The sequence below is a fragment of the Streptomyces sp. NPDC001606 genome (assembly GCF_053596835.1).
The window spans coordinates 853,012-876,806 of the sequence record NZ_JBSFHC010000001.1 but is presented as its reverse complement, the minus strand read 5'-3'; the positions used below and the strand labels follow the sequence as shown (position 1 = coordinate 876,806).

Below are 23,795 nucleotides of genomic sequence, written 5' to 3'. Positions count from 1 at the left end.
TGGCCTGCTGTATCAGACGGTGGCCCCACGGCTCTCACTGTCGAACACCGTCGTCGAGGGGGAGACACACCATGGCACCACAGCGATTCCACGAGCAGTTCGCACACATCCAGCGCTCCATGCCCGACGTCCCGCTCGCCATGGGACCGGACGACGACGCCCACTTCCTGTACGAGAAGGGTGTCGTCGTCGCCCGCACCGGCCAGGAGGCACAGGTCGTCGAGGACACCGTGCGCGCCCACTTCACCGAGGCCCGGGGCCTGTCCCCCGAGCATGTGCGCCGCACCGGCCCGGAGTCCGACCGCACCGGTGTCACCCGCATCCGGGTCGGTGACCCGGCCCTCGCCGACGACCAGGTGCCGCACGCCCTGCGCGCCCTGCGGGAGGCCGAGGAGCGCCAGGGGCGCCGGCTGGCCGGCCGCAACCATGTGGTGCACATCGCGGTCAACGCCTGCCCCGGCGACGAACCGGTGCCCGTCGCCCGCACCGGGCGGGCCAACCCGGCCGCAGATCCCACCGGCTACGACCCGGACCGCGCCGTACGCGTCCTGGTGATCGACACCGGGCTGGTGCACGACCACCGCGCCTACCCGCTGCTGGCCCACACCACGGGCGACCTCCAGCGGCACGAGACCGACACCGACGGCGTGCTCCACCAGTACGTCGGACACGGCACGTTCATCGCCGGGCTGCTCGCGGCCGTCGCCCCCGACACCGACCTCACCGTCCGCGGCACCCTCGACGACGCCGGTGCCGTGCTGGAGTCCGAGTTCGGCGGCAGGCTCTTCGACGCGGTGGAGGGGAGCGGCTGGCCCGACATCCTCAGCCTCTCCGCGGGCACCCCCGCGGACACCACGGACGGCCTGCTCGGCCTGGACGCCTTCATGCGCGAACTGCGCGAGCAGCGCACCCTGCTGGTGGCCGCCGCCGGCAACAACGGCAGCGACGTGCCGTTCTGGCCGGCCGCCTACGCCGCGCTGCCCGAGTACGCCGACAGCGTGCTCTCGGTCGGGGCGCTGCGCTCCGACGGCGACGGCCCGGCCTGCTTCAGCAACCACGGCCCCTGGGTCGGCGTCTACGCCCCCGGCGAGCGGCTCACCAGCGCCCTCACCGGCTTCGGCACACCGGTGCCGTACCGCTACCAGCACTCCACCTACGACGCCTGCCGGTACGGCTTCGACTACGCCTGTACCTGCCAGTTCCCGCGCCACACCGGTGTGTTGAGCGAGGGACGGGAGAGCACCGGGGCCAAGCCGGACCAGGTGATGTTCGACGGCCTGGCGCAGTGGAGCGGCACCTCCTTCGCCACTCCGGTCGCCGCGGGCCTCGTCGCCGCGCAGATGACGGCGCTCGGGGAGCGCGATCCGCGCGTGGCCCGCGACCGGCTGCTGGCGGCCGCCGACCGGGCCGAGGTGCGCGGGGCGCACGTCCCGGTGCTCCGGCCGCCCACCTGGCGCCCGGTCCCGCTGGCGACCCCCGCGCTGCCCGCATGAGCGCCGGAACCCTCCGCTCCACGGCGTACGATGACGTGCCGTACACAAGGGGTGGAGACGTGGACCGAACAGAGGTCGGCGCGTTGGTCCGGTCCGCCGTCGACGGAGACGCCGCGGCCTGGAAAGCGCTCGTGGAAGGTTTGAGCCCGCTGGTGTGGTCGGTGGTGCGCGCGCACCGGCTGTCCGACGCCGACGGTCACGAGGTCTTCCAGACCGTGTGGTTCCGCTTCGCCCAGTACCTGGGCCGGATCCGCGAACCCGAGAAGGCCGGCTCCTGGCTGGCCGCCACGGCCCGGCACGAGTGCGTGAAGGTGCTCAAGGGCCTGAACCGGCTGACCCTCACGGACGATCCACGGGTCCTGGACCGGGCCAGCGAGGAGCGCACCCCGGAACAGACCCTGATCGACTCGGAGGAGGCGGCGGACCGCGCCGAGCGGATCCGCCGGCTGCGGCAGGAACTGGACGGACTGGGCGAGCGCTGCCGTCAGCTGCTGCGGGTCCTGGTGGCCTCGCCACCGCCCAGTTACCTGGAGATCTCGGCCGCGCTCGGTATCGCGGTCGGCAGTATCGGCCCCCTCCGCCAGCGCTGTCTGCGCCGGCTGCGGGCCCGGATGGACGCACGGGGAGCGGCATGAGCGGCGAGGACCACAACCGGATGCCCGAACACGACGCACCGGACGGCGGGTTCGAGGACGGACTGCTGGAGGAGGAGCTGCGCCGGGCGATCGCCGTCCTCGACCCCGTCCCGGAGCAGCTGTGCCAACTCGCCCTGGACGCCTACGCCCTGCACGACCTGGACGCCCGCGTCGCCGAGCTGACCTTCGACTCGCTCGTGGACGCCCTGCCGGTCAGGGGGGCCGTGGACGCGCCTCGGATGCTGACCTTCCGCGCGGGCGGGGTGACCGTCGACGTCGAGGTCACCGAGGACGGGCTGATCGGGCAGCTGCTGCCGCCCCGGGCGGCCGACGTCGAGGTGCTCGGCGGTCCGGGGAGCGCCCGCCCGGTCGCCGTCGACACCCTCGGCCGCTTCACCAGCGACACCCCGCCGGTCGGCCCGTTCGCCCTCAGGCTGCGGACCGGCGGAGAGGTGATCGTCACGGAGTGGCTGCGGGCCTGACCGCCCTCACCAGGTGACCGGCAGCGTCAGCGGGCCGCGGATCATCGTCCGGTGCCGCCACCGCACCTCCTGCGGCGGCACCGCGAGCCGCAGTCCGGGCAGCCGGTCCAGCACCGTGTCCACCAGCAGCTCCAGCTGGAGCCGGGCCAGCACCGCGCCGGTGCAGTGGTGCGGGCCGTTGCCGAACGCCAGGTGCGGGTTGGGCTCGCGGTCGGGGTGGATGCGGTCCGGGTCGGGAAAGACGTCCGGGTCGCGGTTGGCGGCGAGATAGGAGACGTAGACCGGATCGCCCGCCGCGATCCGGTGGCCCGCGATCTCCACGTCCTCCAGCGCGATCCGGGCGAGCCCCACCGAGCTGCGGTGCGAGATCCAGCGCAGCAGCTCGTCCAGCACCGGTCCGCGTTCCCCGGGCCGCGAGCGCATCCGCTCCATCAGCTCCGGGCGGGTCAGCAGCAGATACAGCATCTGCCCGCAGTTGTGCGTGACCGCCTCACCGCCGATCTGGAGCGGACCGGCCAGCCCGACGGCCTCCTCCTCGCGGATCTCACCGGCCGCCACGGCCCGGCCCAGCAGCGAGTAGACGTCCTCGCCCGTGCTGTCCGCGCGGGCCCGCACGGTCGCGGTGATCCAGCCGTACAGCCCGTTCTTGGCCTCGCCGGCCGCCTCCGCCCCGGTGGTGCAGATGATCTCCCGGGTCCATGCGTGCACCCGGTCCCGGTCGGCGGCCGGCACCCCCATCACCTCGCTGACCACGATGATCGGGAACGGCTCCAGCACCCGCTCGACCAGGTCGGCCGGGGGACCGTCGCGTACGACGCCGTCCATCAGCTCGTCCAGGATCGCCTGGGCGCGCGGCCGCAGCCGTTTCATCCCGGACACGGTGAAGGCCGCCGCGACCGGCTTGCGCAGCCGGTTGTGGTCGGGCTGGTCGACCCAGGCCAGCGAGCCCGGCCGGGGCGCGAAGTTGGGCGCCATCCGGGTCACCTGACGGCGGGTGACCTCCGCGCGGCTGAACCGGGGGTCGTTGGTGATCAGCCGTACGTCGTGATAGCGGGTCGCCAGCCATGCCCAGCCCTCGCCGAACGGCAGCCTGATCCGGGTCAGCGGACCTTCGCGCATGAGGTCGGCGAGGACCGGGTCGAAGTCCGGGCCGTCCAGGTCGAGTGCGGGCCAGACCCGTTCGGGCGGCGGGGCCTGGCCGGCCAGCGTGATCTCCTCGGTCATGCCCACCACCCTGGTACGGGCCCCGCTCACTGTCCTGCGGACGTGCTCCACCCGGGCTACAGTGCGTCCACCAGCGCGGCCAGCGCGCCGGCGAGCCGCTCCAGCCCCGGCCCGGCCGCGCCGCCCGGCTCGGTCATGTAGAGGTCCCGGCGGATCTCCACCATCAGGGCGCCGACCCGCGCGTCCGTGCCGTAGAACTCCAGCGGTACGTACGTCCCGGCGAACGGGCTGTCCAGCCCGGTGCCGCCGCAGCCGGCGAACGCCGTGCGGGCCGCCTCGACCAGTTCCGGCGGGGTGTGGAAGGCGTCCGTGCCCAGGCAGACGGGCGGCCGCGGACCGGTGCCGTGCAGCTCGTAGGGGAGCGGCCGGCTGGGGTAGGAGTGCACGTCGACGATGACGGCCCGCCCGGTGGCGGCCAGCCGGTCCGCCACCGCCTCGGTCATGGCCCGGGCGTACGGCCGGAAGTACCGGGCGAGCAGCGGCTCCGGATCGGTGTCGGCGGGCCGCAGCTCCGCCCGGTGCGTGGTGCGGGTGTAGACCGCCCCCATCCCGGCCGCGAGCATCTCCTCACGCTCGTCCGGGAACCGCTCGGGGTCCACGACCAGCCGCGACAGCCGGTTCACGAACCGCCAGGGCGTCACCCCGGCCAGCCCGGCCGCCCGCTCGGCGAGCTGTGCGGTGTGCGCGTCGGTGATGTGGTCCAGCTCCCGCTCCAGCTCCGCGTCGCTCAGCACGATCCCGGCCCGCACCTCTGCGGGGACCGTCCGTGCCGAGTGCGGTATGTGCAGCAGGACCGGCGAGTCGGGGGCGCCGGGAAGGAGTTCGTACGAGGACACGGGCGGCTCCGGGGGCGGCGAAGGGGCGTACTGCTGGACGGCGGTGCGGGACCGAGGTGCCGGCATGCCTCCGCCCCCGGCCAAAGACACCGGCCGGGGGCGGAGTGCGGGCTCAGGCGGGCAGCCGGAGCGCCGCGGGCGTCAGCTGCTCAGGGACGCCAGCGCGGCGTTCCAGGTGGCCGACGGGCGCATGACCGCGTCCGCCTTGGCCTTGTCCACCTGGTAGTAGCCGCCGATGTCGGCCGGCGAGCCCTGGACGGCGATCAGCTCGTCCACGATCTTCTGCTCGTCGGCGGCGAGGGACTCGGCGAGCGGCGCGAACGCCTTGGCCAGGTCGGCGTCGTCGGTCTGCCGGGCCAGCTCCTGCGCCCAGTACAGGGACAGGTAGAAGTGGCTGCCGCGGTTGTCGATGCCGCCGACGCGACGGGTCGGGGACTTGTCCTCGTTGAGGAAGGTCGCCGTGGCGCGGTCGAGGGTGTCGGCCAGCACCTTGGCACGGGTGTTGCCGGTGGCCGCCGCGTACTGCTCGAAGGCCGGGACGAGCGCGAAGAACTCACCGAGCGAGTCCCAGCGCAGGTAGTTCTCCTTGACCAGCTGCTGGACGTGCTTCGGCGCGGAACCGCCGGCACCCGTCTCGAACAGGCCGCCGCCCGCCATCAGCGGGACGACCGACAGCATCTTGGCGCTGGTGCCCAGCTCCAGGATCGGGAACAGGTCGGTCAGGTAGTCACGCAGCACGTTGCCGGTCACCGAGATGGTGTTCTCGCCGCGGCGGATGCGCTCCACCGACAGCTTGGTGGCCTCGACGGGGGGCAGGATGCGGATGTCCAGGCCCTCGGTGTCGTGCTCCGTCAGGTACTGGCGGACCTTGGCGATCAGCTGCGCGTCGTGGGCGCGGTCCTCGTCCAGCCAGAACACGGCCGGGTCGCCGGTGGCGCGGGCGCGGGTGACGGCCAGCTTCACCCAGTCGCGGATCGGGGCGTCCTTGGTCTGGCAGGCGCGGAAGATGTCGCCGGCGGAGACCGGCTGCTCCAGGACGACGTCGCCGTTCTGGTCGACCAGGCGGACCGTGCCCGCGGCCGGGATCTCGAAGGTCTTGTCGTGGGAGCCGTACTCCTCGGCCTTCTGTGCCATCAGGCCGACGTTCGGCACCGAGCCCATGGTGGACGGGTCGTAGGCGCCGTGGGCGCGGCAGTCGTCGATCACGGCCTGGTAGACACCGGCGTAGGAGGAGTCCGGCAGCACCGCGAGGGTGTCGTGCTCCTCGCCGTCCGGGCCCCACATGTGGCCGGAGGTGCGGATCATCGCCGGCATGGAGGCGTCGACGATGACGTCCGAGGGGACGTGCAGGTTGGTGATGCCCTTGTCGGAGTCGACCATCGCGAGGGCCGGGCCCTCGGCCAGCTCGGCGTCGAAGGAGGCCTTGATCTCGGCGCCCTCGGGCAGGTTCTCCAGGCCCTTCAGGATGCCGCCGAGGCCGTCGTTCGGGGTGAGGCCGGCGGCCTTGAGGGTCTCGCCGTACTTCGCGAACGTCTTCGGGAAGAAGGCGCGCACCACATGGCCGAAGACGATCGGGTCGGAGACCTTCATCATCGTGGCCTTCAGGTGCACGGAGAACAGGACGCCCTCCTCCTTGGCGCGCGCGACCTGCGCGGCGAGGAAGCGGTTCAGCGCGGCGACGCGCATCACGGAGGCGTCGACGACCTCGTCCTTCAGGACCGGCACGGACTCGCGCAGCACGGTGGTGGTGCCGTCCTCGCCGACCAGCTCGATCCGCAGCGTGCCGGCCTCGGCGATGACGGTCGACTTCTCGGTGGAGCGGAAGTCGTTCTCGCCCATGGTCGCCACGTTCGTCTTGGACTCGCCGGTCCAGGCGCCCATGCGGTGCGGGTGGGTCTTGGCGTAGTTCTTCACCGACGCCGGGGCACGGCGGTCGGAGTTGCCCTCGCGCAGGACCGGGTTGACGGCGGAGCCCTTGACCTTGTCGTAGCGGGCGCGGATCTCGCGCTCCTCGTCGGTCTTGGGGTCGTCCGGGTAGTCCGGCAGTGCGTAGCCCTTGCCCTGGAGCTCGGCGACGGCGGCGCGCAGCTGCGGGATGGACGCCGAGATGTTCGGCAGCTTGACGATGTTCGCGGCGGGCGTCTTGGCCAGGTCACCCAGCTCGGCCAGGGCGTCCGGGATGCGCTGGTCCTCGTTCAGGTACTCCGGGAAGTGGGCGATGATGCGTCCGGCCAGCGAGATGTCCCGGGTCTCCACGGGCACACCGGCCTGCGCGGCGTAGGCCTGGATCACCGGCAGGAACGAATGCGTCGCCAGGGCCGGGGCCTCGTCAGTGTAGGTGTAGATGATGGTCGAGTCAGTCACCGGGTGCTCCGCTCCACGTCTGCAACATTGCTCGACATCAAGATATCTCGTGATCGGGTCCGACTCGACAGGGGTCCGCTCACGGGCGTCCGATTTCGATCAGCCGGGCCCGGCTGTCATCTCCCGCTCGATCCACCGGCAGATCACGGCCACCACGTAGTCCCGCTCCGCGCGGCTCAGCTCCCGCCCCTTCGGGATGCCGTGCCAGCGCTCCAGACAGCTCCGGCAGCAGGTGGCGGTCGCATGCTGCGCGACGAAGACCGGGTGGCCGCGGTAGGGGGTCTGCCGGCCGTCCTTGTGCGGCTCGGCCGGTGCCAGACGCCTGGCGATCAGGTCGTACGCGTGCCGGCGCACCGTCGCCGGTCCCTTCAGCTCCGCGGTCGCCCGGTCCCGGCCACGCAGCCGGAACCGGGCCCGGAACGGCTGGCGGGCGAGGGCGTCCAGACGCCGGTCCAGCAAGCCTGGCTCCGGGACGGGCGGGTGCGGGGAGTTCGGCTCGGGGGTCAGCCCAGCAGCAGGCGCTTCTGCTGCTCGAACTCCTCCTGGGTCAGAATTCCCTGGCTTCGCATGTCGCCCAGCTGCTTGAGCTGGTCGATCTTCTGGCTCATGTCGTCGTCGGCGGCGGGCGCAGCCGGCGGCGGTGGGGGCGGGGGCGGTTGCTGCGGTGCAGCCTGGCTCTGCTGCTGCTCGTAGTCCTGCTGCGCCCAGCGGCCCGCCTGCCGCCGCGAGACGCGGTTGGACACGGCGGTCGCCGTTCCGGCGACGACGGCGGTGCGCGCTACTCCCCGAAGCAGTCCGGGCATGTGCGGTCATCTCCCTGTGTCGATGCGTGGGTGCTCAGGCGGCCGCGGAGCCGCCGGGCGGCACCGGCTCCTCCGTGGCGTCCAGGGCCGCCAGCAGGGCCTGGACGGGGATACGGCCGCTGGCCACGAGCTGTGCCCCACTGCGCCTCAGCGCGGCGGCCAGCGGTGCGGCCCACAGGTTCTCGTACACCAGCACGGCGGCCGAGTTGCCGGGTTCCAGGGCGTTGGCGGCTTCCTCGAGGTCGCTCTGGTCCAGCACGCCGGCCGAGGCCCCCTCGAAGACCGACACATCGATCGTGTCGCCGAGGTCCCGCAGCTCCAGACCGGTCGTCGTGCCGTCGGTCTCCTTGCGGACGAAGGCGAGGTCGATGATCCGGATGATGCCGCGTTCGGCGAGATCGACCAGGAGCGGGAACGCCTCCCCCGTCATGCGGTTGCCGACGAATTCGATGACCAGGTAGTCGACGGGTCCCATCTCTTCGACGCTGTCCATGGCCTCTCCTCACGAGAAGGATCGGAGTCGGTACGGCCGACACTCGTCAGAACGCCGTTTCCCCCAGTCCAGCACGCGCGGAAGGGGCCCGCACTTCTGCGGGCGGAGCGGTGACCAGGGATGCGCGGACGGTGAACGGACTCGCCCGTGCGGGCCACTCCGGCGCGCGGAGCGGCGGCGGGACTGACGGAATGGAGGGTGTCCAGGCCATCGCCCCGCCGGAGGGTCCCGTGACCGAGCCGCCCGCCCCGAACCCGCAGGAGCCCGACCGGGACCGGTCCGCCCCGAACCCGCAGGACCCCGACCGGGACCGGAACCGTGCGGAGGCGGCGGGTCCCGCAGCCGGGGGACCGCCGGGGCCGCCGCGGGACCGTGGCGCGAGTTCCGGGGGCGGGGCCGGGGGCGGAGGCGGACGGCCGGGGACGCCCGGGGGCCGGTCGGCGGGCGGCGGCGCCGGACGCGCCGTGCGGAGCACCGCCTCCGCCGTGCTCATCGTGCTCACCTGCATCCTCGTCCCCGTCGCGCTCCTCGCCACCTGGGTGCACGACATCGTGCTCGACACCGACCGTTACGTCGCCACGGTGGCACCGCTGGCCACCGAACCCGCCGTCCAGGACGCGGCGGTCCACCGGATCACCGAGGCCGTGGGCACCCGCGTGGACGGCAAGCAGGTCGCCGGGGAGATCGCCTCCTGGCTCCAGTCCCAGGGACTGCCGCCGCTGGCCGCCGACGCGGTGAGCCGGCTCGGACCGCAGATCGACTCCGCCGTGGACGCGTCGGTGACCAAGATCGCCTCCCGTGTCGTCCACGGCGACGCCTTCGCCACGGTGTGGCGCAACGCCAACCGCGCCGCCCACAACGCCGTCGTCCACGCGTTGACCGGTGAGGGGCGCGGTGCGGTCGGGGTCAGCGACGGCACCGTCACCCTGGACGTCGGCACGGCCGTCGACCGGGTCAAGACGGAGCTGGTGGACGCCGGTCTGAAGCCCGCCGCCAAGATCCCGCAGGTGAACAAGCAGCTGGTGCTGTTCCACTCCGACCAGCTCGCCAAGTTCCGTAAGGGCGCCCACCTCCTCGACGTCGTGGGGAACTGGATGCCGGTGCTGGTCGTCCTGCTGGGCGTCGCCGGAGTCTTCCTGGCCCGCCACCGGCGCCGGGCCCTCGCCCGCACCGCGCTGGGCGCCGCCTTCGCCTGCCTGGTGGTGGCCATCGCGCTGGTCGTGGCCCGCCGCTACTACCTCGACCATCTGCCGCCGCAGGTGCAGTCCAAGGCGGCCGCCGCCGCCGTCTTCGACACCCTCCTCAGGTTCCTCCGGGTCAGCCTGCGTACGGCCGTCGTCCTGGGGGTGGTCATCGCTCTCGGCGCCTATCTCGTCGGACCGGGCCGGCTGCCCGTGGCCGTGCGCGGCTACTCCGACCACACGGCGGACTCCGCGGCGCGCTGGGCGGCCGGCCACCACATCCACGCCGGGCGGGTCGGCGCCTGGGCACTGGCCTACCGCCGGGCCATCGCCCTCGCCGGCCTGCTGATCATCGCGCTCGTCTTCGCGCTGTGGAACCATCCGACGGCTCTCACGGTGCTGCTGCTGGTCCTGGTGCTGCTCGGCATCCTGGCGCTGCTCGCGCTGCTGGCGGCCGGGGGCCGGGTGCAGCTGGAGGCGGCACGGACCAAGCCGGAACCGCCCGCGGGCGAGCACTGACGGCGGCCGGGCGTCCCCGGACCGGGGCACACCGGGGGCCGCTGCGCCCGGTCCGGGGACGGATGGACGGACGGAGGGCCCGACCGGTCCATGTGCGAGCCACGCCCGGACCGGCAAACTGGGTAATGACAGACAAAAGCCTCTCCATGGGCCCGAGGGACAGGGTGGTGACCCTGTGGCTACCAGGCAGGAGCACACGAGGAGATCGGCCGGAGAGCACGTCGATCCGCTGGGAGAGCCGTTCTTGCGGACCCGGTTCGCGCTGCCGGCCAGGCCCGCCACCTTTCTGCTCCGCCGACGGCTCACCGAACACCTCGACCAGGCCTTCGGAACACCGCTGACGATGGTCAACGGCTCGGCGGGCGCGGGCAAGACCCTCCTGGTCGCGGACTGGGCCGCCCGGCTCGGACAGCCCGTCGCCTGGTTCACCGTCGAAGCGGGCGACCAGGGCAGCGGAATGTTCTGGGCCTATGTGCTTCAGTCCCTGCGCGCCGCCGGCGTACCGCTGACGGCCGCCGTCGGCTGTCCGGCGGACGCGGGCCGGGTGGACCGCAACCTGCTGGCCCGGCTCGCCGGTGAGCTGAGCGCGCGCGAGCGGCCCGTCGTCCTCGTGCTCGACGAGTTCGACCGGGTGGTCTCCGCGCGGATCGCGGAGGAGCTGGAGTTCGTCCTGCACCACGCCGGGCAGGGGCTGCGCCTGGTCCTCGTCACCCGCACCGAGCCGCTGCTTCCGCTGCACCGCTACCGGGCGGCCGGGACCGTGACCGAGATCCGCGACGCCGAGCTGGCCTTCACTGCCGAGGAAGCCGCCGCCTTGCTGGAGCTGCACGGACTGCGGCTGCCCGCACAGGCCGTCCAGGCCCTGCTGGCGCGCACCCGGGGCTGGGCCGCCGGACTGCGGCTGTGCGCCCTGGCGGCCCGGCAGAGCCCGGACCCCGACACGTATCTGACGGACTTCGAGGCGGACCGCAGCACGATCGCCGACTTCCTGCTGGCCGAGGTGCTGAAACGGCAGCCGGCGCGCACCCAGGAGCTGCTGCTGCGCGTCAGTGTCGTGGAGCGGTTCTCCCCGGCCCTGGTGGCGGAGCTGACCGGGCGCGGCGGCGCCGAGCGGACCCTGGCCGAACTGCACGGCCAGAACGCGTTCGTGGAGGACCTCGGGCACTCGTGGTACCGGCTGCACCCGCTGTTCGGCGAGATCCTCCGGGCCCATCTGAGGGCCCGTTCGCCGGGGCTCGAAACAGAACTCCACCGGCGCGCCGCGCGGTGGCTGCGCGCCGCCGGCGCCCTGCCCGACGCGCTGACGCACGGCGCTGCGGCGGGTGACTGGAACTTCGCCGCCCAGGCCCTCGTCGACGACCTGGCGATCGGCCAGCTCTTCACCGGCCTGCGCGCGGACGACCTCGCCGAGCTGTTCTCGCGGATGGGCCCCGAGCCGACGAGCGCGGCGGCGGAGCTGGTGCGCGCCGCGCACGACCTGTCCGTGGGCGACGCCGACCGCGGCCTGATCCGGCTGCGCCGGGTCGAGGGCCGGCTGGCCGCGGGGCCGGCCGATGCCGCGGGCCGGATGAGCTGTGTGCTGCTGGAATCCCTGGCGGCCCGGCTGACCGGTTCGCCGGGCATGGCGGAGCGGGCCGTGGCGACGGCCGAGGAACTGCGCGGCGAGGTCTCCGCCCGACTCCTGGAGAACCACCCCGAGTTCCAGGCCCTGCTGCTGACCCACCTGGGCTCGGCCCGGCTGTGGGCCGGGCGCTTCGACGACGCGCGGGCCGCCCTGTCCGAGGCCGCCGGCTTCCCGAGCGGTGTCGCCACCGCACTGCCGCGGCAGGACTCCCTGGGGCAGCTGGCGCTGATCGACTACCTGAACGGCCGACTGTGCCGGGCGGAGCGCACGGCGCAGGCGGCGCTGCGCGAGACGGAGAAGTTCGGCCTGTGCCGCCCCCGCTGCTCCGGCGCGGACCTGGGGCAGCTGGTCCTCGCGGCGGTCGCCGTCGACCGCGGCGAACTCCGGCACGCCGAGACGCTCCTGGGCGAGGCGGACGGCTGCGCCTGCCCGGCCGATCCCGTCACCGCCGCGGGCCGCTCTCTGGTCACGGCCCGGCTGCTGCTGGCGCGCGGCGAACCGCAGGCGGCCGCGGCGGCCGCCGGCCTCACGGTCCCGGCCATGGTGGCCTCCCCCTGGGCCGAGGCCCAGACGGCGCTGGTCGCCTCCGCGGCCCAGCTGGCCGAGGGCCGCCCGGACAGCGCCGTGAAGGTGCTGGACGACGTCGCCTGCGACGGTGAACCCGTGTGCACGGCGGAGCTGGCCTGGGCCCAGTTCGCCGCCGGCAACCACCGGGCGGCGATCGACCTGCTCGACCACATGCCGGCGGGCAGCACCGGCCCGCGAGCGACCGTACAGGCGGCCCTGGTGCGCGCCGGAGCCGCGCAGGAGACGGACGTCGACACCACCCGCAGACTGCTCGCCCGTGCCCTGCGGGAGGCCCGCCGGGAGCGGCTGCGCCGGCCCTTCCTCGAAGCCGGACCGCGGATCCGGCGCCTGCTGGACACCCCGCCCCTGCAAGGCCTGGCCGCCGGGTGGCTCGTCCCGGACCGCCCCGTGGCCGATGCCGGGCGGGAGGCGGCCGGGGATGCCCCGCCCCTGGTCGTCGAGGAGCTGAGCGGGCGCGAGCGCGACGTCGTGGACCGGCTGGCCCAGCTGATGTCCACCGAGGAGATCGCCGCCGACCTGTACGTCTCCGTCAACACGGTGAAGACCCACCTGAAGAGCGTCTACCGGAAGCTCGACGTGAACGGGCGCGGCGCCGCGGTGCGCCGGGCCCGCGACCGCGGGCTGATCCGGCCTCCCGCCGGATGATTCCCCCGCGACGGGTGAGGCGCGGCCCACACGCCTGACGCTGCGATGAGGGGGGCGGCCGAGTTCCCGGCCGCCGGCCGGCAGGACTCGGCGAGGTGGACACCATGGGACACTGGCGCGCTCTGATGGTGCTCGGGACGGCCCAGTTCCTGATGGTCCTGGACACCTCCGTGATGAACGTCTCGATCAGCCAACTGGTCGAGGACTTCCACACCGAGGTCACCGCCATCCAGGGCGTCATCACGCTGTACGCCCTGGTCATGGCGGCATTCATGATCATAGGAGGAAGGCTCGGCGACATCCACGGCCGCCGCCGCCTCTTCGCCGTCGGCCTGGTCGTCTACGGCATCGGCTCGGCCCTCACCGCGCTGGCCCCGACCCTCTGGGTGCTCGCGCTGGGCTGGTCGGTGATCGAGGGGCTCGGCGCCGCGATGGTGCTGCCCGCCATGGCTGCCCTGGTCGCCGAGTCCTACCAGGGCAGGGACCGGGCGGTCGCCTACGGTGTGATCGGCGGACTGGCGGGGGCCGGAATCGCGGTCGGCCCGCTGCTGGGCGGCTGGGTGACGACCTATCTGACCTGGCGGCTCGTGTTCGCGGGCGAGGTCGTGGTCGTGGTCGTCATGCTGCTGTTCCACCGGGTGGTCAAGGAGGTCGCGCGGACCGGACCGCCGCCCCGGCTGGACCTGCCCGGCGCGGCCCTGTCGGCGGCCGGACTCGGGCTGGGCGTCCTCGGGGTGCTCCAGAGCAGCACCTGGGGCTGGGTGCAGCCGCGCAACCCGCCCTTCACCGTCTTCGGGTTCGCGCCCACCCTGTTCGTGGTCGGCGCCGGGGTGGCCGTGCTGTGGCTCTTCGTGCACGCGGAGCGGCGGCGGGAGGCGGCGGCGGCCGACCCCTTGGTGCACCTGTCCCTGTTCCGGGTGGCGCCGCTGCGCTCGGGACTGCTCACCCTGCTCTGCCAGAACCTCATCCTGCTGGGCCTGTTCTTCACCATCCCCCTGTACCTCCAGGTCGTGCAGGGCTACGACGCCTTCCAGACCGGGCTGCGGCTGGTGCCGGTGTCCGTCACGATGCTCGTCACCTCCCTCGGCGCCGCCCGGCTCGGCCGGATCCTGGGGCCGCGCAGGGTCGTCCGGCTGGGGCTGCTGACCCTGGCCGCGGCCGTGCTGTGGCTGCTCGCCACGATCGACCCGGTCATCGACAACGCCCAGTTCGCCGGGGCGATGGCGGTGCTCGGCATCGGCATGGGGCTGCTCGCCTCCCAGCTGGGCAACGTCGTCCAGTCGAGCGTGGGCGAGGAGCAGCGCAGCGAGGTCGGCGGCCTCCAGTTCACGGCGCAGAACCTGGGCTCGGCCCTGGGCACCGCACTCATCGGGTCGCTGCTCATCGGCGCGCTCGTGCACGCCTTCACGGCCGAGGTGGAAAGCAACCCCCAGCTGTCGTCCGAGGCCAAGCACCAGACGAGCGTCGCCCTGGAGGCCGGGGTCAGTTTCGTGCCCACCAGCCAGGTGCGCACGGCCGCCCAGGACGCCGGACTGCCGCCGTCCGAGGTGGACGCCGTCACCTCCTCGTACGCCTCCGCCCAGCTGGACGGCCTGAAGGCGGCGATCCTCGCCACCGGCGGGATCACCCTGGCGGCCTTCCTGGTCACCGGCCATCTGCCGGGCGCGCCGGCCCGGGGGCCGAAGCAGTCCAGAAGCGGCGCCTCGGCGGGCGCGGCCGGTGCCCGGGAGTGAGGGGGAGAACGGCCCATGCACTACGAGATCCGCGTCGACGGCCATATGTCGGAGACCCTCGTCCAGGCCTTCCCGGAGCTGGAGCATGTGCGGATGTCCGGTCAGACGGTGCTGTTCGGTCCGGTCATCGACGAGGCGCACCTGTACGGCCTGCTGAACCGCTGTCAGTCGCTGGGGCTGCGGGTCGTGGAACTGCGGCAGCTGCCCGAGTGACCGCGGGGGGCCGGGCCGGGATCACTCGCCGCGGGTGATGCGCGGCGCGGGCCGCGCACGGACGCTGGCCGGGTGAGGGATCACAAGCCGCCCCGCCGGTGCTCCGCTGGCGGGCCGGATCACGCGAGGAGGAGCCATGACCGAGTCGCGTGGACAGGCGCCGCGCAGCGGCCTGTCGTATCTGCCCGGCGAGGCGGCCACCGATCCCGACGGGACGCTCACGGCGATCGGGCGCTCGTGGACCTGGATCCTCGGGTCGGCGATCGCGACGCTCGTACCGGGCGTGCTGGTCCTCGTCTGGCCGGACGAGACCCTGCACGTCCTCGCCGTGCTCATCGGCCTCTATCTGCTGCTCACGGGCGCCTTCCGGTTCGTGACGGCGTTCGGGCGGGAGCACGGCGAGCGGATTCCGGGACTGCTGGTGGCCGTGCTCTTCGTACTGGCCGGCGTGCTCTGCCTGCGCCATCCCATGCAGACGGTCGCGGCGCTGTCGCTGATCGTCGGGCTCACCTGGCTGGTGTCCGGCATCCTCACGCTGTACACGGCGCTCGCCGCCCGGGATCTGCCGCACCGCGGGGTCATGCTCGGCGTCGCCCTGCTCGGCATCGTCGCCGGGGTCGTCGTGCTGGTCCTGCCCATGGAGTCGGCGCGGGCGCTGACCAGGCTGCTCGGTCTGTGGCTCGTGCTGCTGGGCGTCGGAGAGCTGGTGTTCGCCGTCATGTGGCGGGCGGCGCTGCGCAGGGGCGGCGCGCTGCCGGGCGCGGCCGGGCCCATGGACTGACCGGACCGCGGCGCCTCACCCGCTCCGGGTGAGGCGCCGCGGTCCTCGGCGTGTGCACGCTGAGAGCGTCACGGACCGGCTTGGTGAACCCGGCGGGCCGGCGCCACGGACGGAGAAAGAGACATGAGCGCACAGACCTACCTCGCGTACGACTATCCGCTGCTGAGCGCCTTCTGGACCATGTTGGTGTTCTTCCTGTGGATCATGTGGTTCATCCTGCTGTTCCGGATCATCGTCGACATCTTCCGCGACGACGACCTGAGCGGCTGGGCCAAGGCCGGCTGGACGCTCTTCGTGATCGTGCTGCCCTTCCTGGGCGTCTTCGTCTACCTGATCGCCCGCGGCAAGGGCATGGGTGCACGGGAGATCAACGAGGCGCGGACCCGGCAGGAGGCCTTCGACTCCTACGTCCGGGAGACCGCCCGGGGCGGGCCCAGCAGCGCCGACGAACTCAGCAAGCTGTCCGACATGCGCTCCCGCGGTGACATCACCGACGAGGAGTTCCGCAGGGCGAAGGAACTCGTCCTCACCGGTGCCGGACCGCAGCAGCGGTAGGCCGTTTCCCACCCCTCACGGGCGCCGAACCGCGCCCCGTGTGAATCGAGGCATGCACATGGCTACGACGCACCACACCCACGGCCACACCTCCTCCGCCAAGCAGGCGTGGGCGGGCGGGCTCACGATGTTCGCGGGCGTCATGCTGATGGTCGCCGGGATGCTCGGTGTGTTCCGCGGCATCATGGCGATCGCGCAGGACGACGTCTTCGTCACGACACCCAACTACGTCTTCAAGTTCGACCTCACCAGCTGGGGCTGGATCCATCTGGTCCTGGGCGTGATCGCTCTGGTGGTCAGCTTCGGCCTGTTCCAGCCCTCGCTGTGGGCACGCGTCGGCGGCATCACCATCGCCGGGCTGGTCATCATCGCCAACTTCCTCTCGCTGCCGTACTACCCGGTGTGGTCCGTGGTGATGATCGCCCTGTCCGGCTTCATCATCTGGGCCCTGTGCGTGGTGAGGCAGGACGAGTTCCCCGAGAGCCCGTAGCGGACCGGTCCGGGCAGCTCCGGACACCGTCGCCCCGCGCCGGCGGGCCCCGAAAGGGGCCTGCCGGCCGCCGACGTTTTCAGGCCGCTCCGCCGCCGACGCCCTGGCCCGACCGCTGCTGGGGGATCACCACCGCTCCCTGCTGGAGGGAGACCGAACGGGTCGGGGCCGGGACGGAGATGCCCTCCGCCTGGAAGCGCCGGTGCAGGCGCTTGATGAACTCGTGTTTGATCCGGTACTGGTCGCTGAACTCGCCGACGCCCAGGACCACCGTGAAGCCGATGCGGGAGTCGCCGAAGGTGTGGAAGCGGATCGCGGGCTCGTGCTCCGGGACGGCGCCCTCGACCTCGCGCATGGTCTCCGCCACGACCTCCGCCGTGACCTTCTCCACGTGCTCCAGATCGGCGTCGTAGCCCACGCCCGCCTGGACCAGCACCGTCAACCGCTGCTCGGGGCGGGTGTAGTTGGTCATGTTGGCCTTCGCCAGCTGGCCGTTGGGGATGACCACGAGGTTGTTGGAGAGCTGGCGGACCGTCGTCTGGCGCCAGTTGATGTCCACCACATAGCCCTCCTCCCCGCTGCTCAGCCGGATGTAGTCGCCCGGCTGGACGGTCCGGGAGGCGAGGATGTGGACGCCCGCGAAGAGGTTGGCGAGCGTGTCCTGGAGGGCCAGGGCGACGGCCAGACCGCCCACGCCGAGGGCGGTCAGCAGCGGCGCTATGGAGATGCCGAGGGTTTGCAGCACCACCAGGAAGCCGATGGCGAGGACCAGCACCCGGGTGATGTTGACGAAGATGGTCGCCGAACCGGCCACGCCGGAGCGGGACTGGGTGACCGTACGCACCAGACCGGCGATGACCCGGGCGGCGGACAGCGTCACCACGAAGATGACCCCGACCTCGAGGATCTGGTTCACATGGTGCTGGACGGGCCGGGTGAGCGGCAGCACGGCCGCGGCCGCCGCCGCGCCGCCCGCGATCGCCGCCCACGGCACGACCGAGCGCAGCGCGTCCACGATGACGTCGTCGCCGCTCCAGCGGGTCCGCTTGGCGTGCTTGGCGAGCCACCGCAGCACCGCCCGGGAGAGGAAGGCGAGCAGCAGGCCCGCCGCCAGGGCGATGCCGGCGAGGACCAGGTCGTCCAGGGTCAGGGCGCGGTTCACCGGTCACCTCCGAGGCGCGGAGCGGCTGCGGGGAGCCTGGTGTGAAGTCTCGTCACGGTGTCACCTGCTCGATGTCCGGGATGTGCGATCGCGCCGGCCGGGAACTCCGGTGACCGGCGCGATCGCTCATCCTGCCGTATCCGGCACACCAGTTCGCACCCGGACCGGCGCTTGCCGGACAGCCGCTCAGATGATGCCCTCCGCGAGTTCCTCCTGGTCGCGGCCGCTGCCATAGGCGGCGGTGGGGGTGCCGTACGACCGGCGGGCCACGTACCACCAGACGCTGGCGAGGACCAGGACCACGGCGAGCGCCAGCGACGCGTAGTTCATCGTGTCGACCGTGACCGGCGAGGACTGCGGCAGACAGAACAGCACCGTCACACACGCCACCCAGACCACCGCGATCCAGCCGACCGGCCGGCTCCAGCGGCCCAGGTGCCACGGACCCGGCCGGAACCGGTCCCCGGCGCGCAGCCGCAGCAGCACCGGGATGGCGTAGGCGGGGGTGATGCCGATGACGTTGATGGCGGTCACCGCGTTGTACGCGGTCGACGAGTACAGCGACGGCAGCGCGAGGACGCCGGCCACGACCACCGACAGCCATACGGCGGCCACCGGGGTCTGGGTGCGGCCGCTGACCGTGCGCCACAGGTGGGAGCCGGGCAGCGCGCGGTCCCGGCTGAACGCGAACACCATCCGGCTGGCCGCGGCGACTTCGGCGTTCCCGCAGAACAGCTGGGCGATGATCACGACGAGCAGCAGCGCGCTCGCGCCGTTCGTGCCGAGGCCGTCGAGCAGGATCTGCGCGGGCGGCACCCCGGTGGCGGTGGTGCGGGTGGCGTCGTAGTCCTGGATGGCGAAGGTCAGCCCGGCGAGCAGGACGAAGCCGGCGAGCCAGGAGACCCAGATGGACCGGACGATGCCGCGCGCGGCGGCCACCGAGGCGCGCGAGGTCTCCTCGGACAGATGGGCGGAGGCGTCGTAGCCGGAGAAGGTGTACTGCGCGAGCAGCAGCCCGATCGCCGCCACGTAGAGGGGGTTGTGCCAGCCGGTCTCGTTGGCGAACTTCCCGAAGACGAAGGACGGCGACTGGTGGTGGTCGGGGACGATCGCGAGCGCGCCGACGATCAGGGCGACACCCGCCAGATGCCACCACACGCTGACCGAGTTGAGCAGGCTGACCAGGCGGACCCCGAACAGGTTCAGCACGGCGTGCAGCAACAGGATGGCGCAGAAGATCAGCATGGTCCGGCCCGGTGTCGGCGTGAAGCCCCACCGCAGGTTGGCGAAGGCGCCGGTGAACAGCGCGGCGCCGTAGTCGATGCCGGCGATCGCGCCGAGCAGACCGAGCAGGTTCAGCCAGCCGGTGTACCAGCCCCAGCGGCGCCCGCCGAGTCGGTCGGCCATGTAGTACAGGGCGCCGGAGGTCGGATAGGCGCTGGTGACCTCGGCGAGCGCGAGCCCCACGCACAGGACGAACAGGCCGACCCCGGCCCAGCCCCACAGCATCACGGCGGGCCCGCCGGTGTTCAGGCCGAAGCCGTACAGGGTCATGCAGCCGGACAGGATCGAGATCACCGAGAAGCTGATCGCGAAGTTGCCGAAGCCGCCCATCCGGCGGGCCAGCACAGGCTGGTAGCCGAGTTCGCGCAGCCGCTGCTCCTCGTCCTGGGGCGGCGGCCCCGAGGCGGGCACGGGGTCGGAAGTGCGGGGGGACATGCGGAAACCTCCGGAGTCAAGGTGCCTTCGGTCGGGGGGAGTTCACGGACGGGAGTCGTCGGCGGCCGCCCGGCAGCGGTCCCGGGCCTGGATGAAGACCTCCATGGCACGGCCCCGGTCCGGGGTGCGGTACATCCAGGGCGCGGGGGTGACGTAGGGGCCGATCGCCTCGAACACCCGGGCCGCGTCCGGGAAGAGCAGCGCACCCCACAGGGCGTGCGCGAGGTGGTTGAGGTCCAGCGGCGAGGCCTCGGCGTGCGGCGCCCGGTCGAACCAGGAGCGCAGCCCGTGCCGTGCCTCGCGGGTCGCGTCGTCGGCCACCCAGTGCAGGTCGAGCGCCGCGTCGTACCCGCTGGCCCGGCGGTAGCGCTCGACCCGGACGTACAGCGGCAGCAGAAGCACCGCGGAGCCCGGCGGGGCCTCGGCGGCGGCCCACTGGGCGTAGCCGGCGGCCTCCGTGAGCCGGTCCGAGCCGCCGCGCGCGTACAGGAACTGGAGCATCCGGTGGTGGGCCTCACGGTTGTACGGGTCGCGGGCGTGCGCCTCGGCCAGCAGCCCCCACGGACCCGGCGGCAGCAGCGGCGCGGGCGGCGCGGCCCGGTGCTCCTCCCAGCGCTGCTCCGGATCGAGCTGGGCCAGCGCCAGCAGACATATCCAGGGCACCGGGTCCCGCGGTGCGATGCGGGTGGCCGTCTGCGCGGCGTCCCAGGCCTCGATCCACAACTCGTGGGTACGGCGGTGCCGTTCGCGCTGGGCCCGCAGCGCCCGCTCGACACCCACCCGGGCCTGCATCACCGCCGCGTGGACGCTGTCCGGTTCCTCCGTGAGCCAGGCCCGCACCACGTCGCTGCCGGCCGCGACGGTCGCGAGGACCTGGGTGCGCCGGGTCCACTCCCAGCCCCGCGTGGTCTCCGCGAGCAGCGTGCGCATGGCCATCCAGCGGCCGGTGCGCAGCTCCTGGAGCGCGGCGCGCAGGGCGTGGTCGGGGCCCGCGGGGTCGTAGGAGAGGCGTGCTCCTTCCCTGGCCATCAGCCGTCGGCCCCGGGGCCCGGGGGCGCGGGCGAGGCGGCGGGGTGACGTGGCAACAGCCCTCCCCTGGGCGGTGTTCGTGATGTTCCCGGTCCTGGTCGGCGGTCACTATAGAGGGGTCGCCCGAACCCCGCCATTGTTATCAACTCAACTAACCAGCCATGTGAGTTGATGACTCGTCAGTAGCGCTTGACGCTGGGTGCGGCACGGCGGCAGGCTGACGCGGTGATCTTCACAGCGAAGTGCGGGAGGACGCGATGACCGGGCCGGTGCTCGCCGTCGACCAGGGCACGTCCGGCACCAAGGCGCTCGTCGTCTGCCCGGACCGCGGTGTGCTCGGCACCGGCTTCGCCGAGGTGCGGCCGCGCCACCTGCCCGGAGGCCTGGTCGAGGTGGACCCGGCCGAGCTGTACGCCTCGGTCCTCGACGCCGGCCGGCAGGCGCTCGCCGCGGCGGGGGAGGACGTCGTCGCGCTGGGCCTGGCCAACCAGGGCGAGACCGTCCTCGCCTGGGACCCCGGCACCGGCCGCCCGCTCACCGACGCCCTGGTGTGGCAGGACCGGCGCGCCGCCACCGTGTGCGAGGAACTCGTCGAACACGCCGAGGAGTTGCACCACCTCACCGGGCTCCCGCTGGACCCGTACTTCGCCGCGCCCAAGATGGCCTGGATCCGCCGTCACCTCACCCGCGACGGCGTCGTCACCACCTCCGACGCCTGGCTGGTCCACCGCCTCACCGGTGCCTTCGCCACCGACGCGGCCACCGCCGGCCGCACCCAGCTGCTCGGCCTCGACGACACCGAGTGGTCCCCGCGCGCCCTCGACCTGTACGGCCTGACCGGCGAACGCCTCCCCGAGGTGACCGACGTCGCCCAGCCGGTCGGTACGACCACGGCGTTCGGCCGGGAGATCCCGCTCACCGGACTGATCGTCGACCAGCAGGCCGCCCTGCTCGCCCAGCGCGTCACCGCGCCGGGGGCGGCCAAGTGCACCTACGGCACCGGGGCGTTCCTGCTCGCCCACACCGGCGGGTGCCCGCTGCGCAGCACCTCCGGTCTGGTCGGCTGCGTGGCCTGGCGGCTGGCCGGAACCACCGGCTACTGCCTGGACGGGCAGGTGTACACGGCCGCGTCCGCCGTCCGCTGGCTCACCGATCTCGGTGTCCTCGCCTCCGCCGCCGACCTCGACCGGGTCGGCGGCTCGGTCGCCGACAGCGGCGGCGTCACCTTCGTCCCCGCCCTCGCCGGGCTCGCCGCCCCCTGGTGGCGCGGCGACCTGCGCGGCTCGCTCACCGGCCTTGGTCTCGACACCACCGCCGGGCATCTGGTGCGCGCCCTGTGCGAGGGGATCGCCGCGCAGGTCGCCGAACTCGCGGACGCCGCCGCGGCCGACCTGGGCGGCCCGCTGGGGGTGCTCCGCGTGGACGGCGGGCTGACCCGTTCCGCGCTGCTCATGCAGGCGCAGGCGGATCTGCTCCAGCGCCCGGTGGAGGTCTCGGCACTCGCCGACGCGACGGCCCTGGGCGCGGCGGCCCTGGCCCGGGTGGGGGCCGCCGACGGGCTGACCGTCGAGGAGGCGCTGCCCGAGTGGAAGCCGGCCGCGGTGTACGAGCCGCGCATCCCGGCGGAGACGGCGGAGGAACGCCGGGCGGCTTTCCGGGCGGCGGTCGCTTCCCTGCTGGGCGGGGGCTGAGCGGGGGATAGCGGGCAACGGCGACGCGGGAAGCGGGGCCGGCGGGCGACGGCTGGTGTCCGGAGCGGGGTCTGGGGGGAACGGCTGGTGTCCGGAGCGGGGACTGGGGGTGACGGCCGCTGTCGGGAGCGCCGGTCCGTGGGAGCCGCAGCCGACCTGGCCGGCCCGCCGGAGGCACTTCGCGCGGACCATGCTGAGCCGGGGGCAGGGGGACGGCCGGTGTCCGGAGTACCGGTCCGGCAGGGCTGGTCGCGCCCGCCCGGCGGAGCCGTATGCCGACCTGGGCGTCCTGCTGGAGGTGCTCCGCGTGGACGGCGGGCTGACCCGTTCCGCGCTGCTCATGCAGACGCAGGCGGACCTGCTTCAGCGGTCGGTCGGGGTCTCGGCGGCGGTCTCTCACCTGCTGGGCGGGGACAGGGGGCGACGGAGGCGTCCGGAGTAGCGGTCCGGCGGGGCGTGGTCGCGCCCACCCGGTGGAGCCGTGCTGCGCCTCAGATCACCTTCAGCCGGACCAGTGCCCCCAGCGTCAGCGCACCCGGCACCAGGGGGAGCCACACCGTGATGATCCGGTAGGCCAGTACCACCGCCGTGGCCACCGCCACCGGACCGCCCACCGCGACCAGCGCCACGATCAGCGCCGCCTCGACCGAGCCCAGGCCGCCCGGCGTGGGCACCAGCGCCACCGCGGCCGTGGCGGCGAGATAGGCGAGCACCATGTGCGCGGGCGGCACCGGCAGCCGCAGCGCCTGGCCGACCGCGGCCAGACCGGCCGCCTGGAGCGCCGGGAAGGCCAGCGAGCCGCCCCACAGGGCCAGCGCCCGGACCGGCCGGGTGTGCACCGAGCGCGCCTCGCCGATGGCGTCCCGCACGAACCCCGAGACACGCCGGCGCAGCGGCCGTACCCATGCCAGGGCGGCCGCCCCGCCCGCCAGCAGGCCGGCCGCGCCGAGCAGCAGCGGGAGCGCCGACCCGCCCGGGAGCAGCGGGCCGAGCCGCAGCGCGTCCGGGAAGGCGATCAGCAGCGTGGCCAGCAGACCCAGCCGGCCCACGCACTCGGCGAGCAGATACAGGGCGAGCGCGGCCGAGGAACGGGCGAGCGGCACCCCGCACACGGTCATGAACCGCAGGTTCACCGCGCTCGCGCCGAGCCCGGTCGGCAGCAGGTGGTTGGCGGCGGCCGCCGCGAACTGGGTGGCCAGCAGCCGCCCCTTCGGCAGCGGCTGCACCACCGCGCCCTGCCGGGTGCACGCAGCCGCCACCCAGGTCAGACAGGTCGCGCCGGCCGCGGCCAGCAACCACGGCCAGGAGGCGGTACGCAGCTGGCCGAAGCCCTCGGCGAGCACCGAGCGGTTCCGTACGGCGGCCACGGCGACCAGCAGGACCGGCAGCAGGCACAGCACCTGGCGCAGCGGGACGCGACGGGGGAGTCGTCCCCGGGACAGCGGCGGCAGCGGAGGGAGCGGGACGGCGGTCATATCCGCAGAGGTTCGCCCGGCCGCGCCAACGGGGGGTGGCAGAAGCGGGGACGGCGGCTT

Annotated in this window: 21 protein-coding genes; 11 read left to right on the top strand and 10 right to left on the bottom strand. The window is 73.4% G+C overall.

Going from position 1 to position 23,795, the window contains the following annotated elements; genetic code table 11:
- Nucleotides 1-71: 71 nt before the first annotated feature.
- From ACWCV9_RS03840 to ACWCV9_RS03830, 3 genes are read left to right on the top strand one after another with little or no spacing between them, the layout of a single operon-like run.
- Nucleotides 72-1,493, top strand: a complete 1,422-nt coding sequence (locus ACWCV9_RS03840) for a S8/S53 family peptidase (RefSeq protein ID WP_450784100.1) — start codon at nt 72-74, stop codon at nt 1,491-1,493.
- The gene (locus tag ACWCV9_RS03835) at nt 1,490-2,128 is read left to right on the top strand and encodes an RNA polymerase sigma factor (RefSeq protein ID WP_450784099.1); all 639 of its coding nucleotides are present in this window, start codon (nt 1,490-1,492) and stop codon (nt 2,126-2,128) included. The genes ACWCV9_RS03840 and ACWCV9_RS03835 overlap by 4 nt, the downstream gene beginning before the upstream one ends.
- The gene (locus ACWCV9_RS03830) at nt 2,125-2,610 is read left to right on the top strand and encodes a hypothetical protein (protein ID WP_450784098.1); all 486 of its coding nucleotides are present in this window, start codon (nt 2,125-2,127) and stop codon (nt 2,608-2,610) included. The genes ACWCV9_RS03835 and ACWCV9_RS03830 overlap by 4 nt, the downstream gene beginning before the upstream one ends.
- Before the next feature lie 6 nt (nt 2,611-2,616).
- Here the strand turns inward: ACWCV9_RS03830 and ACWCV9_RS03825 are convergent, their stop codons facing one another.
- The 6 genes from ACWCV9_RS03825 to ACWCV9_RS03800 all read right to left on the bottom strand — a co-directional run bounded on the left by ACWCV9_RS03825 (nt 2,617) and on the right by ACWCV9_RS03800 (nt 8,330).
- Complete coding sequence (locus ACWCV9_RS03825; RefSeq protein ID WP_450784097.1) at nt 2,617-3,834, bottom strand: cytochrome P450; 1,218 nt, start codon at nt 3,832-3,834, stop codon at nt 2,617-2,619.
- Nucleotides 3,835-3,890: 56 nt separating this feature from the next.
- Nucleotides 3,891-4,736: an N-formylglutamate amidohydrolase gene (locus tag ACWCV9_RS03820; RefSeq protein WP_450784096.1), complete on the bottom strand. Its 846-nt coding sequence runs from the start codon at nt 4,734-4,736 to the stop codon at nt 3,891-3,893.
- Nucleotides 4,737-4,811: 75 nt separating this feature from the next.
- A complete protein-coding gene (locus ACWCV9_RS03815) occupies nt 4,812-7,034 on the bottom strand; it encodes an NADP-dependent isocitrate dehydrogenase (RefSeq protein WP_450784095.1) in 2,223 nt (740 codons plus the stop codon).
- Between the two features lie 99 nt (nt 7,035-7,133).
- A complete protein-coding gene (locus tag ACWCV9_RS03810; protein WP_450784094.1) occupies nt 7,134-7,493 on the bottom strand; it encodes a DUF4186 domain-containing protein in 360 nt (119 codons plus the stop codon).
- Nucleotides 7,494-7,537: 44 nt separating this feature from the next.
- Entirely contained in the window at nt 7,538-7,837 is a 300-nt protein-coding gene (locus ACWCV9_RS03805; RefSeq protein WP_450784093.1) for an SHOCT domain-containing protein, read from the bottom strand.
- Nucleotides 7,838-7,871: 34 nt separating this feature from the next.
- Nucleotides 7,872-8,330 carry a DUF6325 family protein gene (locus tag ACWCV9_RS03800; protein WP_450784092.1) on the bottom strand — a complete coding sequence of 153 codons (459 nt, stop codon included), beginning with the start codon at nt 8,328-8,330 and terminating at the stop codon, nt 7,872-7,874.
- 464 nt (nt 8,331-8,794) lie between these two features.
- On the opposite strand from ACWCV9_RS03800, the gene ACWCV9_RS03795 reads away from it, so the two are divergent.
- From ACWCV9_RS03795 to ACWCV9_RS03765, 7 genes are all read left to right on the top strand, one after another.
- Entirely contained in the window at nt 8,795-10,030 is a 1,236-nt protein-coding gene (locus ACWCV9_RS03795) for a hypothetical protein (protein ID WP_450784091.1), read from the top strand.
- Between the two features lie 175 nt (nt 10,031-10,205).
- Nucleotides 10,206-12,887, top strand: coding sequence for a LuxR C-terminal-related transcriptional regulator (locus ACWCV9_RS03790; RefSeq protein ID WP_450784090.1), 2,682 nt, complete (start codon nt 10,206-10,208; stop codon nt 12,885-12,887).
- Nucleotides 12,888-12,991: 104 nt separating this feature from the next.
- The gene (locus ACWCV9_RS03785; protein WP_450784089.1) at nt 12,992-14,620 is read left to right on the top strand and encodes an MFS transporter; all 1,629 of its coding nucleotides are present in this window, start codon (nt 12,992-12,994) and stop codon (nt 14,618-14,620) included.
- Between the two features lie 15 nt (nt 14,621-14,635).
- On the top strand, nt 14,636-14,833 hold the full coding sequence (locus ACWCV9_RS03780; RefSeq protein ID WP_385846256.1) for a hypothetical protein: 198 nt from the start codon (nt 14,636-14,638) through the stop codon (nt 14,831-14,833).
- Nucleotides 14,834-14,969: 136 nt separating this feature from the next.
- Nucleotides 14,970-15,614 carry an HdeD family acid-resistance protein gene (locus tag ACWCV9_RS03775; protein ID WP_450784088.1) on the top strand — a complete coding sequence of 215 codons (645 nt, stop codon included), beginning with the start codon at nt 14,970-14,972 and terminating at the stop codon, nt 15,612-15,614.
- Nucleotides 15,615-15,737: 123 nt separating this feature from the next.
- Entirely contained in the window at nt 15,738-16,169 is a 432-nt protein-coding gene (locus ACWCV9_RS03770) for an SHOCT domain-containing protein (RefSeq protein WP_450784087.1), read from the top strand.
- 58 nt (nt 16,170-16,227) lie between these two features.
- Nucleotides 16,228-16,659 carry a DUF7144 family membrane protein gene (locus ACWCV9_RS03765; protein ID WP_450784086.1) on the top strand — a complete coding sequence of 144 codons (432 nt, stop codon included), beginning with the start codon at nt 16,228-16,230 and terminating at the stop codon, nt 16,657-16,659.
- Between the two features lie 79 nt (nt 16,660-16,738).
- Here the strand turns inward: ACWCV9_RS03765 and ACWCV9_RS03760 are convergent, their stop codons facing one another.
- The 3 genes from ACWCV9_RS03760 to ACWCV9_RS03750 all read right to left on the bottom strand — a co-directional run bounded on the left by ACWCV9_RS03760 (nt 16,739) and on the right by ACWCV9_RS03750 (nt 20,569).
- Nucleotides 16,739-17,821 (bottom strand): mechanosensitive ion channel family protein, encoded by a 1,083-nt coding sequence (locus ACWCV9_RS03760; protein WP_450784085.1) that lies wholly within the window; start codon nt 17,819-17,821, stop codon nt 16,739-16,741.
- 186 nt (nt 17,822-18,007) lie between these two features.
- Nucleotides 18,008-19,540, bottom strand: a complete 1,533-nt coding sequence (locus ACWCV9_RS03755; protein WP_450784084.1) for an amino acid permease — start codon at nt 19,538-19,540, stop codon at nt 18,008-18,010.
- A gap of 42 nt (nt 19,541-19,582) precedes the next feature.
- Nucleotides 19,583-20,569: a hypothetical protein gene (locus ACWCV9_RS03750; protein WP_450784083.1), complete on the bottom strand. Its 987-nt coding sequence runs from the start codon at nt 20,567-20,569 to the stop codon at nt 19,583-19,585.
- Nucleotides 20,570-20,826: 257 nt separating this feature from the next.
- Between ACWCV9_RS03750 and ACWCV9_RS03745 the strand changes: the two genes are divergently transcribed.
- Complete coding sequence (locus ACWCV9_RS03745; RefSeq protein ID WP_450784082.1) at nt 20,827-22,260, top strand: FGGY family carbohydrate kinase; 1,434 nt, start codon at nt 20,827-20,829, stop codon at nt 22,258-22,260.
- Between the two features lie 491 nt (nt 22,261-22,751).
- Here the strand turns inward: ACWCV9_RS03745 and ACWCV9_RS03740 are convergent, their stop codons facing one another.
- On the bottom strand, nt 22,752-23,735 hold the full coding sequence (locus ACWCV9_RS03740; RefSeq protein ID WP_450784081.1) for a lysylphosphatidylglycerol synthase transmembrane domain-containing protein: 984 nt from the start codon (nt 23,733-23,735) through the stop codon (nt 22,752-22,754).
- Nucleotides 23,736-23,795 lie beyond the last annotated feature (60 nt).